The organism is Kitasatospora sp. NPDC001159, from assembly GCF_053598235.1.
This window is the reverse complement of sequence record NZ_JBSFJV010000063.1, coordinates 31,883-48,647: the sequence shown is the minus strand read 5'-3', so window position 1 is coordinate 48,647 and position 16,765 is coordinate 31,883. Positions and strand designations below refer to the sequence as shown.

At 70.5% G+C, this 16,765-nt stretch carries 19 protein-coding genes; 10 read left to right on the top strand and 9 right to left on the bottom strand.

Translation table 11 applies throughout. From position 1 onward, the window contains the following. Positions 1-364: 364 nt before the first annotated feature. The 4 genes from ACWC9T_RS27740 to ACWC9T_RS27725 all read right to left on the bottom strand — a co-directional run bounded on the left by ACWC9T_RS27740 (position 365) and on the right by ACWC9T_RS27725 (position 4,298). Positions 365-1,567 (bottom strand): cytochrome P450 family protein, encoded by a 1,203-nt coding sequence (locus ACWC9T_RS27740; protein ID WP_449823782.1) that lies wholly within the window; start codon positions 1,565-1,567, stop codon positions 365-367. Continuing rightward, positions 1,564-2,886 (bottom strand): MAB_1171c family putative transporter, encoded by a 1,323-nt coding sequence (locus ACWC9T_RS27735; protein ID WP_449823781.1) that lies wholly within the window; start codon positions 2,884-2,886, stop codon positions 1,564-1,566. Before ACWC9T_RS27735 ends, ACWC9T_RS27740 begins: the two co-directional genes overlap by 4 nt. 3 nt (positions 2,887-2,889) lie before the next feature. Beyond that, complete coding sequence (locus ACWC9T_RS27730) at positions 2,890-3,429, bottom strand: hypothetical protein (RefSeq protein WP_449823780.1); 540 nt, start codon at positions 3,427-3,429, stop codon at positions 2,890-2,892. Between the two features lie 152 nt (positions 3,430-3,581). After that, entirely contained in the window at positions 3,582-4,298 is a 717-nt protein-coding gene (locus ACWC9T_RS27725; protein WP_449823779.1) for a hypothetical protein, read from the bottom strand. An 836-nt stretch (positions 4,299-5,134) separates the two neighbouring features. Between ACWC9T_RS27725 and ACWC9T_RS27720 the strand changes: the two genes are divergently transcribed. Next, positions 5,135-5,410: an isoamylase early set domain-containing protein gene (locus tag ACWC9T_RS27720; RefSeq protein WP_449823778.1), complete on the top strand. Its 276-nt coding sequence runs from the start codon at positions 5,135-5,137 to the stop codon at positions 5,408-5,410. 371 nt (positions 5,411-5,781) lie between these two features. Here ACWC9T_RS27720 and ACWC9T_RS27715 read toward each other — a convergent pair whose 3' ends face one another. Beyond that, positions 5,782-6,180 (bottom strand): VOC family protein, encoded by a 399-nt coding sequence (locus tag ACWC9T_RS27715; RefSeq protein ID WP_449823777.1) that lies wholly within the window; start codon positions 6,178-6,180, stop codon positions 5,782-5,784. Between the two features lie 93 nt (positions 6,181-6,273). Between ACWC9T_RS27715 and ACWC9T_RS27710 the strand changes: the two genes are divergently transcribed. The 5 genes from ACWC9T_RS27710 (at position 6,274) to ACWC9T_RS27690 (ending at position 10,317) form a co-directional block, all read left to right on the top strand. Further along, positions 6,274-7,263 (top strand): helix-turn-helix transcriptional regulator, encoded by a 990-nt coding sequence (locus tag ACWC9T_RS27710; protein ID WP_449823776.1) that lies wholly within the window; start codon positions 6,274-6,276, stop codon positions 7,261-7,263. A gap of 112 nt (positions 7,264-7,375) precedes the next feature. After that, positions 7,376-7,501, top strand: coding sequence for a hypothetical protein (locus ACWC9T_RS27705; protein ID WP_449823775.1), 126 nt, complete (start codon positions 7,376-7,378; stop codon positions 7,499-7,501). Beyond that, positions 7,498-8,247 (top strand): leucine-rich repeat domain-containing protein, encoded by a 750-nt coding sequence (locus tag ACWC9T_RS27700; RefSeq protein ID WP_449823774.1) that lies wholly within the window; start codon positions 7,498-7,500, stop codon positions 8,245-8,247. Before ACWC9T_RS27705 ends, ACWC9T_RS27700 begins: the two co-directional genes overlap by 4 nt. Before the next feature lie 288 nt (positions 8,248-8,535). After that, complete coding sequence (thrS, locus tag ACWC9T_RS27695) at positions 8,536-9,765, top strand: threonine--tRNA ligase (protein WP_449823784.1); 1,230 nt, start codon at positions 8,536-8,538, stop codon at positions 9,763-9,765. A 129-nt stretch (positions 9,766-9,894) separates the two neighbouring features. Then, complete coding sequence (locus ACWC9T_RS27690) at positions 9,895-10,317, top strand: hypothetical protein (RefSeq protein WP_449823773.1); 423 nt, start codon at positions 9,895-9,897, stop codon at positions 10,315-10,317. Here the strand turns inward: ACWC9T_RS27690 and ACWC9T_RS27685 are convergent. Continuing rightward, positions 10,311-10,721 (bottom strand): VOC family protein, encoded by a 411-nt coding sequence (locus ACWC9T_RS27685; protein ID WP_449823772.1) that lies wholly within the window; start codon positions 10,719-10,721, stop codon positions 10,311-10,313. The genes ACWC9T_RS27690 and ACWC9T_RS27685 overlap by 7 nt on opposite strands. A gap of 82 nt (positions 10,722-10,803) precedes the next feature. Between ACWC9T_RS27685 and ACWC9T_RS27680 the strand changes: the two genes are divergently transcribed. Further along, positions 10,804-11,280 (top strand): MarR family winged helix-turn-helix transcriptional regulator, encoded by a 477-nt coding sequence (locus tag ACWC9T_RS27680; RefSeq protein WP_449823771.1) that lies wholly within the window; start codon positions 10,804-10,806, stop codon positions 11,278-11,280. Between the two features lie 2 nt (positions 11,281-11,282). On the opposite strand, the gene ACWC9T_RS27675 is transcribed toward ACWC9T_RS27680, so the two are convergent. After that, complete coding sequence (locus tag ACWC9T_RS27675) at positions 11,283-11,900, bottom strand: C40 family peptidase (RefSeq protein ID WP_449823770.1); 618 nt, start codon at positions 11,898-11,900, stop codon at positions 11,283-11,285. Between the two features lie 277 nt (positions 11,901-12,177). Here ACWC9T_RS27675 and ACWC9T_RS27670 point away from each other — a divergent pair, with 277 nt between their 5' ends. Then, a complete protein-coding gene (locus ACWC9T_RS27670; protein ID WP_449823769.1) occupies positions 12,178-12,582 on the top strand; it encodes a RidA family protein in 405 nt (134 codons plus the stop codon). A gap of 28 nt (positions 12,583-12,610) precedes the next feature. On the opposite strand, the gene ACWC9T_RS27665 is transcribed toward ACWC9T_RS27670, so the two are convergent. Further along, the gene (locus ACWC9T_RS27665) at positions 12,611-13,099 is read right to left on the bottom strand and encodes an SRPBCC family protein (RefSeq protein ID WP_449823768.1); all 489 of its coding nucleotides are present in this window, start codon (positions 13,097-13,099) and stop codon (positions 12,611-12,613) included. Continuing rightward, entirely contained in the window at positions 13,096-13,515 is a 420-nt protein-coding gene (locus ACWC9T_RS27660; protein WP_449823767.1) for an ArsR/SmtB family transcription factor, read from the bottom strand. The genes ACWC9T_RS27665 and ACWC9T_RS27660 overlap by 4 nt, the downstream gene beginning before the upstream one ends. Positions 13,516-13,894: 379 nt before the next feature. On the opposite strand from ACWC9T_RS27660, the gene ACWC9T_RS27655 reads away from it, so the two are divergent. Beyond that, a complete protein-coding gene (locus tag ACWC9T_RS27655) occupies positions 13,895-14,617 on the top strand; it encodes a ScbR family autoregulator-binding transcription factor (RefSeq protein ID WP_449823766.1) in 723 nt (240 codons plus the stop codon). A gap of 64 nt (positions 14,618-14,681) precedes the next feature. Next, the gene (ligA, locus tag ACWC9T_RS27650) at positions 14,682-16,736 is read left to right on the top strand and encodes an NAD-dependent DNA ligase LigA (protein ID WP_449823765.1); all 2,055 of its coding nucleotides are present in this window, start codon (positions 14,682-14,684) and stop codon (positions 16,734-16,736) included. Positions 16,737-16,765: the final 29 nt, after the last annotated feature.

Sequence of the window (16,765 nt, the reverse complement as noted above, 5' to 3'; positions counted from 1 at the left end):
GGGCGCCGGACACGGAGGGGCCCACCGGCCCAGCGGGAAGACCCCACCGGCCCCCTGGCGGCGGGCGCGGCGGCACCGGAGCCTGGAAGGGCGAGACGGCGGTGTCCCGGGCCCTGAAGGGTGTCGAGGCTCCGATCAGGCCGCTGAGCTGGGCGGATGAGGTTCTCGGCAAGGGCAACGTGTTGCGACGACCCCCAGAAACCGCCGTGGGAGCACAGGGGCCTCGGCTCAGGGACGCCGCTCCTTCTCAGCGGCGCCAGGGTGCGGTCGGTGGTCGAGTGAGCGACGGCAGCGCCCCCAGAACAGGTTTGCCCAGCCGTTTCAGCCGAGGATCACGTTGGTGGGCGCCGACGTTCGGCTCTCCTTACCAGATGACAGGAAGTTTGAGCGGTCCTCGGCTTTGGAAGGAGTCGCACCATTCGAATGCCTCTTCCGGGTGCGCCAACCGCAGTGAGGGGAAGCGGTGGACGAGTGCTTCGGTGGCGATCTCGGCCTCCATGCGGGCGAGTGCCGACCCGAGGCAGTAGTGGATGCCGTGGCCGAATCCGAGATGTCCGCCTTCCGGCCGGTCGACGTCGAACTGGTCAGGGTTGCTGAACTGCTGCGGATCCCGGTTGGCCGAGGCAAGTGACATCCAAATTCGTTCGCCTGCTGCGATCCGGACGCCACCGATGTGGGTGTCCTCACGGGCGAACCGCCGGGAGGCCAGCATGGACGGGCTGTTCCAGCGCATGACCTCGTCGACCACCCGGCCGACGCCGAGGGCGCCCGATCGCAGGGAGCGCAGCGTTTCGTGGTGGGTCAGGAGTGCCAGGACGGTGTTGCCCACGAGGTTCGCGCTGTTGTCGTACCCGGCGAACAGGAGAAGGAAGGACAGGGCGACGAGTTCCGGTTCCGACAGCTGGTCCCCGTCCTCGCGCGCCGTGATCATCTGGGTGAGGAGGTCATCGCCGGGGTGGTCGCGCTTGCCGGCGATCAATTCGACGAGGAAGCCGTGCAGGTCGTGGAGTGCCCGGCGTGATGCGAGGGCCGCGTCCGCGGCAGGGGAACGGAGGGCGTCCGTCCACGTCCGGAAGTCTCGGCGGTCCTCCTCGGCGATGCCGAGCACGTCGCAGATCACCGCGAGTGCCAGTGGCATGGCCAGGGCAGTCATGACGTCGGCCGAGCCGTCCCGCAACCGGTCAAGAAGTTCGTCGGTGCGCTGCTGGATCGCCGGCCGCAGTCGGCCGACGCTACGGGGGGTGAATGCCGGGGAGACCAGGCGGCGCAGGCGGGTGTGGTCGGGCGGGTCCATGTTGAGCAGGTGCGCGTCGAGCGATGGCGGCATCGACGTACCGTGCTTGCCGGTGCTGGTGGAAGTCTGCTTGTTCAGCGACAGCCGTTGGTCGGTCAGTGCTGCTCGAACGTCTTCGTAGCGTGTGACCACCCACACCGGAGCTCCGTCCGGCGTTACGGTGCGCGCGACGGGGCAGGCCTCCCGTAGGCGTGCGTAGCCCGCATGGGGGTCGGCCAGCAGCGCACGGCCGAACAGTGTCGGGGTGCCCGGAGTCGGATCGGTGCCTGTCATGAGGCAGCAACTTCGGCGGCGGCTCCGGTGAAGCGCTCGGTTATGTCGGCAACCACGGGAGAGGTCTTGTAGGCGACCGCCACCTTGACCAGCCAGGAGACTTCCTCTGCTGGGTCGACGGCAGTGGGGGTGTGGAGGGTGGGAGCGGTGGCCGGCACGAGGGCCCCGGCAGTGTGTGAGCGAAGAGCGACGCTCATCTGAGCGGCCTCCACGGCGGCCTCGACATCGGCGGGCGTGAGCTTCCGCCTCCGTGCGAGGTCCCGTGCCTCCTGCACGACTGACTCCGTGAAGTACGGGCGCAGCCTGAGCTGGGCATCGCGGATCTCCACCCGCTGGCGGGTCACGAGTAGGTCGAGGTCCTGCAGCGTGTCGGCCTCGTGGCTGTCACGGGGCCGGAGGACCATCCGTCCCGCGCGGATCTCGATCCTGGGACGTGAGAGCAGGGCCCGGGCGGACCGGGGCCCCTGACGGTCGTTCGGCGTGAGGAGGACGATTTCCGGAAAGGCAGCGGCGAGGTCGTGCCACAGAGGGTAGAGGCGCTTGTAGGCCCGGTACGCGACTGCGAGATCCTTCAGGCGACTCGCTCCGGCGCCCCAGCCGGGCATGGTGAACCCGATGGAGAAGAGCATGGCCGAGACACTGGCGGACAGGGGTGCCGCGATGCTGCTGACGTCGTGCAGGGGGGATGTCGCGAACAGGTCCCAGACCATGTTCGCGACCTTGGGCACTCCGTAGCCGAGACCGAACCAGGCTCCGAGGGCGACGGTCAGAAGACCGCGGCGCAGCCACAAGCGGTCCACCGCCGCGGCATAGCGGCGGCACAGCACGATGAGCATCACCATGCTGGTTGTGAAGAGGAGCTGGTAGCTGAGCAGGAACATGGAGATGTAGGGCACCGCTTCGAAGGTGACGTCGAAGTCCACCGGGTGCTCCGCGCCGTCGACGTTGCCGAGGAAGAAGAACACGGTCATGACGACGAGCGTTGCCAGCGAGTAGCCGACCCCGATCCAGTGGCGCAGCCGGAGCTTTCCCTGGGCTGAGGACCAGGACACCAGCAGGGCGATGAAGCCAGTCACGCAGACTGCCACACAGATGTAGATGATCAGGGTGGCGATGTTCGGCACGCCGAGGATGTGATCGATCCCCATGTAGATGTGGGGCGAGGCGAGGACGAACGGGGCGGCGAACGTGGCGATTGAGAGGCAGAGAAGCTGGAGTTCCCTGTTGCGCCAGTCCCGTGCCAGATCGCGGACCTTGTAGAAGAAGGCACTCCACGTGATGACCGACAGGATGCCGTAGACGACGGTGAGCAGCAACAAGGGTCAGGTCCTTCGTGAGGAGTTGCGTTCCAGCGCGGCGCCGATGTGCCGGACGAGGTTCGCCATGCCGGGGCTCACGGGTTCCTGTCGTGCCTGGGGGGCCGCGCGGCCGGCCCGCAGGGGAATGAGGGAGGCGACCAGCTCGGCTGCCCGCTCCTCCTGGCTGGTGTAGACCGATCGGGCCAGGACCGCTTGGACGAAGCGCGGGTCGAGGGTGGGCATCAAAAGCCGGGCGACCTCGGCCTGGTCGGCCTCGGTGGAGCCGTGTTCCAGCAGCATGTGGCCGAGCTCGTGCATGACGATGTGTTCCCGGTGAGCCGTGGACGTCGCCTCCGTGTAGAGGACGTAGTCGACATCGTCCGTGGCCACCCACAACCCGCAGGGACCTTCCGGGCGGACAGCCAGTGGCATGGGGACGAGCGAGATCGGGCGCCCTCGTCGGCGTTCGACGCTGTCGACCAGCGTGTTGATGCTGAACGGGCTGGGGAATTCGATCTGGGCCACTACGTCGGCGCAGCGCTTGCGCAGTTCCTTGTCGTTCAACTCCGCTCCCCACAGGCATTCGATCTGCTGCCATCGGACAAACTTCACGACATCCCCCGGTCGCGCTGGTGGGACTCCCGTGGCGGCCGGTGAGGGTGGCGAGAGGGGAACCCAGCGAGTGGACCCTGCCCGGCGTGGCCGGGCAGGCCGCGTTACATGCGCTGCCGCGGGTTTGCCCTGCTGAGGAGGTCCAGCATGGGCGACAGGGCCTGAAGCGCGTCCGAGGGCAGGCCAGCGACCTGGCGCATCGCGACGCTCCTGGCTCCTACGGCCTTCAAAGCTCCCAGGAGCAACAGATCGTCGGGGTCGGCGGCAGGAATCGTGTCGTCGACGAAGTAGCCGGGCGGGAGACTGATCGTGCCGGCGAAGTCGCGCAGGGGCTGGCGCAGCTGCTCGTCCCACTGTCCGGACCGCAGGGTGGCAAGGTCGGAAAGACTGATCTTGCAGCCCTTGGAATCCAGGACCGTAATGCGGGCCTCGTCATCGAGGGGTGCGGCCGTGTCAGGCTGCAGGACCTTGAGGACGTCGTCCAGCCGCTGAAGCACCATGGCGGGCAGTGACGCCGACGCCTGTCCGGCGGTCGCATCGTCGCCTGCGGACAGGAAGTACGAGATCGGAACCTGGTAGACGTTCGCCAGGGTGGTCAGGGCGTTGATCCCCGGGTTGGCGACCTTGCCATGGCGCAGGTTGTGCACCGTCTGACGGCTGATGGTGGGGCTGCCGGGATGACGTCTCGCATGCTCCTGGCTGGCAAGCTCCACTGCGAGGTAGTCCCGTGGACCGGTTCCGTCGGGGTGCCCGGTGCTCATGAGGTGTTCGAGTCGCTCCGCGATGGTACGGCGGTGAGCCGTGGCGCTGTCCTCGGCCATCTTCCTGTGCGCTCCTTCGCGGCGTGGGGGCTGAAGCACTGTCAATCATACGTGAAAAGTGGTCAGTGAGGCCGCGCGCTCTCATCAAGGATCCTTGACAAGGTGGGGTCCGTGTATGCACGATCGGTCGCGACGCCGCACCGGACGGTGAGGATTCGTACAGCGTGGACGGAGCAAGTACGGGGGCCGTCCTGCCTGTTACGGGGGAAGATCCCGCCGTCCGGTCGGTGGGCCGAAGGGTCCGCGTGCTCGTTCGGGCATGCACCGTCGCCAATGCGGCCCGCGGACACACTGGGCGCCGCGCGGTCAGTCGCCGCACTCGGGGGGTGTCCTGGCGATGGAGGGGGAGCCTGCTCATCGACGCCCCGGAGAGCCTCGCACACTGCTCCGGCTGCGAGTACGGCATGTGGCTGCGCGGCGGTGTCACCCGGTGGAGCCCGTCCCGCTCGCCGACATCCCGCCCCTCGTGCTGTCCGAAGTCCTGCGCGACGTCGACGAAAGGCCGCCCTTGGGCGCGGAGCATTCCCACTACCGGCCCATGCGTCCGGGCGAGCCCTGGTATCCAGCGCCGCTGGCCGATCAGCGGTGCCACGCCTGCGAGCGCGCGCTGCGCGCGTCATGAGGAACTCGATCCCCGTCTGTCGGCCGCGGCCAGCCGCGTTGCCCCGCCGTGCCCGCCCGGCCGTCGAAGCTCCCGCTGGCGCGAGCGAGAATGCGCCGTCCGGGTGAGGGCGCTGACGGGACGTCGTGCCGCCGCAGCCGCCCGGCAGTCGGTGAGGAGAGGATCGGCTGCAGGCACGTTGCCCGGATGAGCCACGAATCGGAGTTGATGCCCCGTGTTGGAACGCAGTCGCGACAAGGACCAGACCGCGGTCACATTCGTCCTGCCGCCGGGCCACCCGGCAGGAGAGACCAGTGTGGTCGGTGACTTCAACAGCTGGCGGCCCGGGGCCCACAGGTTCAATCTCCGTCAGGACGGCTCCCGTGCGGTCACGATCGACCTTCCGTCGGACAGGCAGTTCGCCTTCCGCTATCTGGCGGCCGATGGCTGGTGGTTCGACGAGGAGACGGCGGACGGCCACGACGGCCGCAACAGTCTGCTGCACACCTGAGACTCCCGGCTTTCAGCTCGGGGGTGCCAGTGGGCACCCCCGGAACGCAGTAACGCCACCGGTCGCAGGAGTCTGACAGAGTGCTACCAGGAGCGGTCGGCACGTTGGGGTACTGGGTCGACTCCGGCCTGCTTCAGGATCTCTCAGGCGGTGGAGGCGGATTGGCCAAGCAGCGGCGGGAGATCCCGGCTTCCGCAGCGACGTGTGCGATCGGACGTCCGGCGTTGATCCGCAGGCACAAGCGCAGACGTCCTTCGGGGGTGAGCGGTGCGCTCCGATGCCCCCGGATGGTGGCGCTCCTGGATTCGGCGGCCGCGTTCATCGGGAGCCCTGGGATCTCAGGGCTCCCGTGTGAGCGGCTGTGCGTGGAGTCAGCGTGCCAACCTTTCGATGGCCGCTGGAGTGACGGGGGTGAAGAAGTTGACGAGGTTGCCGTCGGGGTCGCGGAACAGCAGCGACCGGTTGCCCCAGGGCATCGTGGTGGGCCCGGTGACGAAGTCGGTGACGAAGCCGGTCAGATTCCGGTGAACGCGGTCCACGTCCTCGACGAGGAACTCGGTGATCACGCTGTGGTTGTCCGCCGGGCGGGCGGAGCCCGGGGCGAACAGCGGGACGGTGCGGGTGCTGGCGATCGCGAGGGTGGCGCCCGCGGTCTTGAGCTCGGCGAAGTCCTCGGTGGCCCACATCGCCTGCACCCCCGTGGCGCGCTCGTAGAACTCGACGAGGCGCGCGACGTCGCTGGTGATGATGCGGATCGAGACGAAGTCCATAGGGATCTCCTTGGCTGTACTGGAGGCATGCACGTCGCAGGCTAGGAGAAATAGTGGACAGAATCGGTCCACTATTCGCGTTAGGTTGTGCACATGCCTCGACCCACTGGCCGCGTGCTGACACTCCTGGAGCTGCTGCAGTCGGGCGGCACCCGGACTGTGGCCGAACTCGCCGACCGGCTCGGCGTCGAAGGACGCACCGTGCGGCGGTATGTGGACCAGCTGATCGACCTGGACGTGCCGGTGGAGTCGGTGCGCGGCCGCTACGGCGGGTACCGGCTCGCCCCCGGGTACCGCTTGCCTCCGCTCATGCTCAGCGACGACGAGGCACTGGCCGTGCTGCTCGGCCTGGTCGCCGGCCGCCGAGCAGGGTTGACGACGACGGAGCGCACGGCAAACGAGACGGCATCGGCGAAGATCCGGCGGGTGCTGCCCAAACGCATCGCCAGTCGGCTCGACACACTCCTGGAGGCTCTCGCCTTCACGGATCAGCCCGGCGACTTCGACACCCCGGACGCCGGGGTCCTGCTCACCATCGCCGATGCGGCGTGCTACCGCCGACCGGTCCTGATCCGCTACACCGACCGCGACGGACGGCGCAGCGAACGCACTCTGCACGCGTACGGGATCGTCGCCCATTCGGGCCGGTGGTACGTCACGGGCAAGGACGCCCAGATCGGCGAGGACCGAACCTTCCGGCTCGATCGCATCGCCGACGCGAGGACCCTGCCCGGCTCTTTCGAAGCGCCTATGGGCCCCGGTCCGGCACAGCGCGTGTTGTCAGGGTTCGCCACGGCTGAGTACCAGCATGAGGTGACCTTGCGGATCCACGGGACAGTTGAGCAGATCCGCGCCCACCTGCCCGCCAGCGTCGCGAGCCTGGAGGAGCACGAGCCCGCCGCAGGCGAGGACCGGGCGGCCGAGCGCTGGCTGCACGTCGAGCTACGGGCGGAGCGACTCGACTGGTTGCCTCCGGTGCTCGCCTCACTCGACCGGCCGTTCGTCATCGAGCGCCCCGACGAACTGCGCGACCTCGTCATCGCGCTCGCCGGTCGCCTCGCGTCCTGCGCCCGCCAAGCCTGACAGCAAGGAACCGATGTCATGAGATGGCACACCAGTTCCCGCTACCGCCACCCATCAGGCGGGCGGGGTACCCGGCTCCAGCACGGCTACGAAGGAGTAGGACCAGCCCGGAATGAACTGCGAGGTCGTCCAGCTCCCACCGGCCGGCGACGGCCGGACCCTGGCCCGCGCCTCCGTGCGGTTCGTACCGGTGACGGTGGAGGAGCGCTCGCGGACCGGCGGAGAATGGCGGGCGTGACAGATGCGACAGATGTGACAGGAACGACGCTCAACCTGTGGAAGCAGCCACTCGGTGAGGTGCCGGCGGAGGTGTGGGGCCGCACCGAGCTGACCGTGCTCATCCTCGCCGAGACCGGGATCTCCGAACTACCGCCCGGCATAGCCGGGTTGACCCGGCTGCGCACGCTCGACCTCGGGCACAACCGGCTCACCGAGGTGCCCGCCGAGTTGGGGGGCCTCTCCGGGCTCGGGGACTTCCTCTACCTGCACGACAACGCGCTGACCGAACTGCCCGAGGCGCTCGGGCTGCTCACCGCGCTGCGCTACCTCAACGTCGGCGAGAACCGGCTCACCGAACTGCCCTCCACCATCGGCGAGATGGCCGGTCTGGTCGAGCTGCGTGCGCAGCACAACCGGCTCACCGGGCTGCCGGAGTCGATCGGCGATCTCGGTGCGCTGCGCGAACTCTGGTTGCGTGGCAATGAGTTGGCCTCGCTGCCGGACTCCGTCGCCCGACTCGCGGAGCTGCGGGAGCTGGAGCTCCGGGAGAATGCCTTCACCGAGCTCCCCGCCGTGCTGGCCGGGCTTCCGCTGCTGCGCAGGCTGGACCTGCGCGGCAACCGGATCGTCGAACTGCCGGACTGGCTGGCCGATCCGACCGCGCTGCCCGCGCTGGAGAAGCTCGACCTGCGGTGGAACGAGGTGCGACCGTCCGGCGGGCTGCTGGAGGCGCTGGCCGCGCGTGGATGCGTCGTGCTGTGCTGAGCCCGGCTCCGATGCGGCCGGAGAACGTGCGGCCGCAGAGGTGAGGCCGGGAAAAGATCAACAAGAGTGCCGAAGACCTGCTACCGTGGACGCCATGAAGCGCGCTGCACTCGTCACGACGACGCTGGAAAGAGTCCCGGCGCGCTGACTGCTGACCTAGTCCGAAGCCCCGGGGCGAGTGCCCCGGGGCTTCGCCGTTTTCCGGATCCACTCGCCCGCGGAACCAGAGTGGAGACCACCCTCATGAACAACCAGCCCCTGCGGGACCAGTCGATGCACGACCAGCCGATGCGCGACCACCGCAAGCTCGGCCGCGAGCTCGACCTGTTCGACACCGACCCGCTGATGGGTTCCGGCCTGCCGTACTGGCTGCCCGACGGCGCCGCGATCCGGCACACCCTGGAGGAGTTCATCCGCGGCCGCGAGCGTCGGGCCGGCTACCGCCACGTGTACTCGCCGGTGCTCGGCAAGCGTGAGCTGTACGAGATCTCCGGCCACTGGGACCACTACCGCGAGGACATGTTCCCACCCATGGAACTCGGCTCGGAGGAGATGGTCCTGCGGCCGAGCCTCTGTCCGCACCACGCGCTGATCTTCCGCTCCCGCGCCCGCAGCTACCGTGAACTCCCGCTGCGGATGGCCGAGTTGGGCGGCATGTACCGCTCGGAGCTGTCCGGCGTGCTCGGCGGACTCACCAGGGTCCGGGCGATCCAGCTGAACGACGCGCACGTCTTCTGCACCCCCGAGCAGGCCGCCGACGAGGCCGTCGCCGCACTGGAGTTGATCCGCGAGGCGCACCGCGCGCTCGGCATCGTGCCGGTCCGCTACCGGCTCTCGCTGCCCGGCGAGGGGGGCAAGTACGTTGCGGAACCCGCGCTTTGGGAGCGCGCCACCGCACTGCTGACCAATGTGCTGGAGCGTTCCGGGGTGCCGTTCGAGGCGGCGGAGGGCGAGGCCGCGTTCTACGGGCCGAAGATCGACGTGCAGATCGCCGACGGCGCCGGGCGCGAGTTCACCCTCTCCACCGTCCAGATCGACTTCCATCAGCCCGAGCGCTTCAACCTGCACTACATCGGCCCGGACGGCGCCAAGCACCGCCCGGTGATGGTGCACCGCAGTGTCATCGGCAGCGTCGAGCGGGTGGTCGCCCACCTGATCGAGCTGTACGGCGGGGCGTTCCCGGCCTGGCTCGCGCCGGCCCAGGTCGTGCTGGTGCCGATCTCCGACGCCGAGGTCCCGCAGGCCGAACGACTGCGCCGGCGCTGCCTGGACCTCGGACTGCGCGCCGAGGTCGCCGGGCCCGAGCACGGCAGCCTCGGCGCCCGGATCCGCGAGGCCCGGCTGGTGCCCTACCAGGCCGTGATCGGGGCGAAGGAAGCCGTGGACGACCGGGTCGCGCTACGGCTGCGGGACGGCCGCCGACTGGAGCCGATGGCGGCCGAGGAGGCCTGGGCGCGGATCGGCGCGCTGGTGGCCGGGTGCCGCGCCGAGCTGTGGGAGGACGAGGCTCCCCGGTGAACCAGTTGCATGCGTACGACTAGTGCGGTGCACGGTGTGTCGGTCGGGCCGGGGGCTTCGGCCGCCCGTCGAATGGGCGCGGCGGCCGAGTCCACGGCCACCGCTGTCCCCACGGTTCCGGAGGTACCTATGCGCAGTCCGCGCAGGTTCGTCGCACCCCTGCTCACTGCCTGCCTCACGCTCGCCGGGGCGGTGGCCTCCGCCCCGGCTGGCTCGGCTGATCTCCGCCCGCTACCCGCACCGGACGTCCAGTACTGCGCTGCCGTCCTCGGGCACCTGCCCGAGGCTGACGGCGCCTCCCCAGCGCTCGGCCGGGCCTGTTCGGCGGACTCCCGCGCCGACGCGCTCGCCCTGGCCGACGGCCGGAGCCGTGCGGCGGAACAGCCGGCCGACCGTGCGCTGCTGCTGGAGGAGTACGAGGACGTCGACTACGGCGGCGGCGTCATCTACTCCTCTACGGGGATGCCGGGTCGGTTGAGGGACATCCCCGAAGTTGAGTGGTGGATGTCCCCCGGGCCGGGCTCCGGGGGTTCAGGAACGGGCGGTCAGTAGGACTGCAGCTCGATCAGGTGGCCCTCCGGGTCGCGCAGGTGGGCGCTGCGCAGGTTCGGGCCCCATTCCGGGCGGTCGGTGGCGGGGACGGCGAGGGTGCCGCCGTGGTCGAGGCAGAGGGCGAGCGCCTTGTCCACGTCGTCCACCCGGAAGACCAGCATCGCGGAGTCCTGGGCGGGGGCGGCGGGATGGGCGGGCAGGCCAGTGGTGCCGAGGGTGGATGCCATCGCGGAGCGGTCGTAGAGCACCAGGACGGCCTGGTCCTCGACGTCCCAGTTGGCGTACGGGCCTTCGGGCGTGCCCTTGACGAGGGTGGCGTCGGTGAGTGCGGGGAGGACTGCGCGGTAGAAGTCGAAGCACTCGGCGAAGCGGGTGACGAGCAGGCGGGGGTACAGGGCGTCCACGGCTGGAACTCCTGGGGTCGGAACCGGCTGGCACGATTAGTGGGTCGACACCCACTATAGGGAAGGACCCTAGAATTCCGCCATGGCCTCCGAGACCCCCGCCCCGCCCAGCGGGCTGCCGCCGACCCTGCTGGACCTCAGTACCTTCCTGCTCGCCCGGATCGGTCGGTCCGCGCGCGGCCGACTCGCCGAGCAGCTGGCCGAACGCGATCTGCGGCCCTGGGACTTGACGGTGCTGGCAGCGCTCGCCGACTTCGGGCCGCAGGCGCAGCGGGACCTGGTGCAGCGGCTGGGCATCGACCCGAGCGACCTGGCGAAGGTCGCCGACCAGCTCGGCGTAGCCGGGTACGTCGAACGCACCCGGGACCAGCGGGACCGGCGGCGGGTGTCGGTGTCGGTCACCGCGGCCGGGCGGGCGCTGCTGGCCGAGTTGGAGGCGCGGGCGAGGGCGGTGCAGGACGAGGTGCTAGCGCCGCTGGACGCGGGGGAGCGGCGGGTGCTGCAGGAGCTGCTGCTTCGGGTGCACCACGGGATGGAGGAGCGGCGCGGCGCCGTGTGAGCTCAGGCGCTCGGTGGTCCGGGGCGGCGGGCGCCGGCGAACTCGCCCGCCCAGCGCGGGATGTCGAGAACCTTCTCGACCCGGGCGATCAGCGTGCCGGTGCGTTCGGCGTGGATCATCGCGCCGTCGCCCGCGTAGATGCCGACGTGGTGCAGTGGCGCGTCGGGGCGGGAGAAGAACAGCAGGTCGCCGGGGGCCAGGGCGTCGCGCTCGACCGGGGCGCCGAGGTGGAACTGGGCGACGGTGTAGTGCCCGAGCTCGACCGTGCCCTGGCTGGCCCGGTACCAGCAGTAGAGCGACAGGCCGCTGCAGTCGAAGCCGACCGTGGTCTCGCCCAGGCACTTGCCGTTGAGGTAGCCGTTCTCGTCGTCGCAGAAGCCGAGGCTGGGGCCCAGCCGGTCGCCGCCTCCCCAGGCGTACGGGATGCCGATCTGGGCCGCGGCCACGGCGGCGACCCGCTGGCCGAGGGCGGCGGCGGGCTCGGCCGGGGGCGCGGCGTGGGCGGCCGCCTGCGCGGCCGGGGCGAGGGCGGGGGCGAGGCCCGCCCCGAGGGCGAGGCCGAGCATCCGGCGCCGTCCGACGCCGGAGGCCTGGTCGCGGCTGGGCGGTTGGGACTCCATCGGTCGACTCCCCGGGGCTGCTGCGGTGTTGGTGTGGGCGTCCGTGCGGGTCCGCGTGAGCGGCCACGGTCGGGCGCGGCGGTGCTCGTTTCGGACGGGCACTCGGACGGGCACCAGGATCGCGGTCCGGCGGGCCCGCGCGCCATCACCCGCAACGGTGAATCGTGGGCACACTGGCCTTGGCGCAGCCGGGAGTTCGCCGTAAATCCGTTTGACCCCCGTTCGTGAGGGGCCAACGATGAGCGCGAACGTTCGGCCAAGACCATTGGAGGACCTCATGAACAGCGCCGTCAAGCTGGTCCGCAACACGCGCCTCACCCCGGCCGTCGACTACGCGTACGCGGCTCTGGTCGACGCTCCGGCCCGCTCGCTCTGGCTCGCCGGGGCCTGCCCGCTGGACGATGAGGGGCGCACGGTCGCCGTCGGTGACTACGAGGGTCAGGCCCATCAGGTGATGCGCAATCTGATAGCCGTGCTGGAGGACACGGGCGCGGGGCCCACCGACATCGCGCGGACCACCGTCTACGTGGCCTCCGGTGACCAGGCGGACCTGGTCAAGGTGTGGAACGTGTACCGGGAGTACATGGGGGAGCACGACGCCCCCAGCACGCTGCTCGGTGTCTCGGTGCTCGGTTACACCGACCAGCTGGTGGAGGTGGAGGCGGTGGCCGTGCTGCCATGACGACGTGACGGGCCCCGGGGGCTCGGGTTCAGGAAGTGGCGAGCAAGGCGTCCAGCTTCCGGTAGCCCTCGACCACGCCGCGCTCCGTGCCGCTGGCCAGGACGGCGTCTCGGGCCGCCAGGTTGTCGACCACCGACAGCACGGTGACGCGGGTGCGGCCCTCGCCCGCGGGTTCGAAGACGGCGGTGTCCAGCGACACGCCGTCCGGCACGCCCTCGAAGGTGAAGGTCTGAACGAGCCTGGTGGCCGGCCGGACTTCGTGGAAGGAGCCGTAGAAGGCGGCGACCTCCTGGCCCTCGCGGTGCATCGAGTAGCGGTAGTGGCCGCCGGTGCGGGCCTCCCAGGTGTCGATCTTCATGTCGAGGTCCTGGGGGCCGAGCCACTGGGCGACCAGGTGGGGCTCGATCCAGGCCCGGAACACCCGCTCCTGCGGGGCGTCGAACTCGCGGACGATCCGGATGGTGGGCAGCGTCGGGTCCGCTTCGATCCGGGTCTCGTGGCCGGTGGTGGAGGTCATGACGCGGCTCCTTCGTTCTTCTCGGCTCGGGTGGGGCGGGGTTCGTCGGCCTTGGTGTCGGGGCTGTCGCGGGCGGTGTCGGTGCCGGCGTCGGTGTCGTCCATGGCAGCGAGGACGGCGTCCAGGCGGCTGAAACGTTCCTCGGCCTGGCGGCGGTAGCGCTCGATCCAGCTCGTCATCAAGTCGAGCACCTGCGGCTCCAGGTGGCACGGCCGGCGCTGGGCGTCCCGGCTGCGGCTGACCAGTCCGGCCTCCTCCAGCACCTTGAGGTGTTTGGAGACGGCCTGCATGGACATCGCGTAGGACTCCGCCAGTTCACCGACCGTGGCGTCCCGGACCGAGAGACGGGCGACGATGTCGCGCCGGGTCGGATCGGCCAGGGCGACGAACGCCCGGGAGAGCTGGTCGACGGCCACCGCACACCTCTGTTCATCCTCAACCGATTGGTTGAGGGAAACGGTACTCCGGCGCTCCGGCGTATTCAACCGCTTGGTTGCGGAAGGAATGCGGGTTGGATTCTCGGCTGATGATCGATTGAAAGAAACCGATCGTTCGGTTTCATGATGGCAGTGGGGGCGCGACAGGAGGGTTCGTCGCCGATCGGCGGGGTGGCGCCACTTCCGTTTGCCCGATGGGTAACTGACGGATCGTGGGGGAGAAGTAAGGGGGCGGGTGGGGGAAGTGGGGGAGGTTGAGTCGATTCCCCGTCATCGTCTTGTCGCCCACGAGTTGCCCGTAGCTAAGGTACGGGGTGTTTGGTTTTGTTTTGCGGGAGCTCAGGGTGGGGTGGTTGCGGTGGCACGGCAGGAGCGGGCGCTTCGGACGCGTCGGCTGATCCTGGAGGCCGCGGCGTCGGTCTTCGACGAGTTCGGCTACGAGGGCGCCACCATCGGGGAGGTGGTCTCCCGGGCAGGGGTGACGCGGGGTGCGGTGTATTTCCATTTCGCCTCGAAGCGGGATCTCGCGCAAGGCGTCGTGGAGGAGCAGTTCGTCCAGGACGACGTGCCGGAACGCAGCTGCAAGCTCCAGGAGTTCGTGGACACCGGGATGGTCGTCGCGCATCTGATGCCGCGTGACCCGCTGCTCAGCGCGGGTGCCCGGCTCTCACTCGGCCAGGACGTCCTCGACGACCTCGGCGGCGGTGCGATCCCCGGTTGGACAAGCCGGATGGGGGCGCTGCTGGCCGCAGCAGGCGAGCGCGGCGAGCTGCTCCCGCACGTCGTCCCGGCCGACACCGCGTGGCTGGTCACCGCGGCCTGGACGGGTGTGCAGATCCAGTCGCAGAAGCTCTCCGGCCGCGCCGACCTGGAGCGGCGGGTCTCCGGGCTGTTCCAGCACGTGATGCCGAGCGTCGCGGTGCCCGGTGTGCTCGGATCGCTGCAGATGGGGCCGGACCGCGGCGCCCGGGTGGTCGCCGAGGTCGCGGCAGCCCGCGCGGCGGAGGAGGCCGGCGAGGAGCCGGCGGAGCCTCAGGCCGGGGCCGCCGAGGCGGCCCCGAGCGGAGTCGGCGCGGGCTGACCGGTCCGGCCCGAGCCGGGCGCACGGAAGGTCGAATGTCAGTGCGGCTCGCCATGATGTCGGTATGAAGGACGCAGCCACCAAGGCCTCCCCCGCAGCCCTCGCCTCCCCGGAGGCCTACGCCGACGCCGTCGCCACCGCCGTACGGGCCGCCGCCGCGTACTACGCGGACGGCTCCACCCCGCTCGGGGACGACGAGTACGACGCCTTGGTGCGGACCATCGAGGCGTACGAGGGCGAGCACCCGGACGAGGTGCTGCCCGAGACGCCCACCGGCAAGGTGGCCGGTGGCGCGGCCGTCGGCGACGTTCCGCACAGCGCGCCGATGCTGTCGCTCGACAACGTGTTCTCGGCCGAGGAACTGGAGTCCTGGGCCGCCGGGTTGGAGCGCCGGCTCGGCCGCCCGGTCGCCGCCTGGTGCGTCGAGGCCAAGCTGGACGGCCTGGCCGTCGCCGCCCGCTACCGGGCCGGCCGACTCACCCAGGTGCTCACCCGGGGCGACGGCCTCGCGGGGGAAGACATCAGCCACGCCGCCGACACCGTGCTCGGCCTGCCCGCCCAGCTCGCCGAGCCGCTCGACGTCGAACTGCGCGGCGAGGTGTTGCTCACCCACGAGCAGTTCGAGCAGGCCAACACCGTCCGCACGGTCCACGGTGCCACCCCCTTCGCCCACCCGCGCAGCGGCGCCGCCGGCACCCTGCGCGCCAAGGACCGCCCGTACCGGGTCGAGCTCACCTTCTTCGCCTACGATGCCCTCGGCCTGCCCGGGCTCGACCACGCCGCGCTGCTGGAACGTCTGGCCCAGCTCGGCGCCAACACCGCCGCCAGCACCGAGGCCGCCCCGCGCCGCTGCGCCACCCTCGCCGAGGCGGAGCAGCGGATCGAGGAGATCGCCGCCCTGCGCGCCGCGCTGCCCTTCGGGATCGACGGCGTGGTGGTCAAGGCGGACGCGGTGGCCGACCAGGAGGAGGCCGGCTCCGGCTCCCGCGCGCCGCGCTGGGCGGTGGCCCGCAAGCTGCAGGCCCAGCACAAGGTGACCCGGCTGCTCGGGGTGGAGTGGAACGTCGGGCGCACCGGGATCATCGCGCCCCGGGCGGTGCTCGAACCGGTGGTGATCGACGGAGTCACCGTCACCTACGCGACCCTGCACAACCCCGCCGACATCGAGCGCCGCGGCCTGATGATCGGTGACCAGGTGTTCGTCTACCGCGCCGGCGACGTCATCCCGCGGGTGGAGGCGCCGCTGGTCGACGAGCGCACCGGCGCCGAGCAGCCGATCGCCTTCCCCGAGGTCTGCCCGCGCTGCGGCGACGCCATCGACACGTCCGAGCAACGCTGGCGTTGCGTGCGCGGGCGTGGCTGCCAGGCCGTCGCCTCGGTGATCTACGCGGCCGGGCGGGACCAGCTCGACATCGAGGGCCTCGGCGGCACCCGGGCCGCCCAGCTGGTCGAGGCCGGGCTGGTCTCCGACCTCGCCGACCTGTTCACCCTCACCCGGGAGCAACTGCTCACCCTGGAGCGGATGGGCGACAGCAGCGCGGACAACCTGCTCGCGGCCATCGAGACCTCCCGCACCCGGCCGCTGAACCGGGTGTTCTGCGCCCTCGGCATCCGCGGCACCGGCCGGACCATGTCCCGCCGGATCGCCGCCCACTTCGGCAGCATGGCCGCGATCCGCGCCGCCGACGCCGAGGCGCTGGCGGCCGTGGACGGCATCGGCGTGGAGAAGGCGGCCGTGATCCTGGCCGAACTCGTCGACGTGGCACCGTTGTTGGACCGGCTGGCGGCGCAGGGCGTGGGCACCGAGGTGACCGAGCCGGCCGCGGCCGCTTCGGCTGCCAACGCTACGGCTGAGGGCGAGGCGGCGGGCCCGCTGGCGGGCCAGAGCGTCGTGGTCACCGGCAGCATGACCGGCGCCCTGGCCGAACTCTCCCGCAACGCGATGAACGAGCTGATCGAGCGGGCGGGTGGCAAGGCCTCCTCCTCGGTGTCCAAGCGCACCACCCTGCTGGTCGCGGGCGAGAAGGCGGGCTCCAAGCGGGCCAAGGCGGAGGAGCTCGGCGTGTCGACCACCACGCCGGAGGAGTTCGCGGCACTGGTGGCCGACTTCCTGGCCTGAGTCGCCCCGGGCGGGCCGGGGCAGGCGGG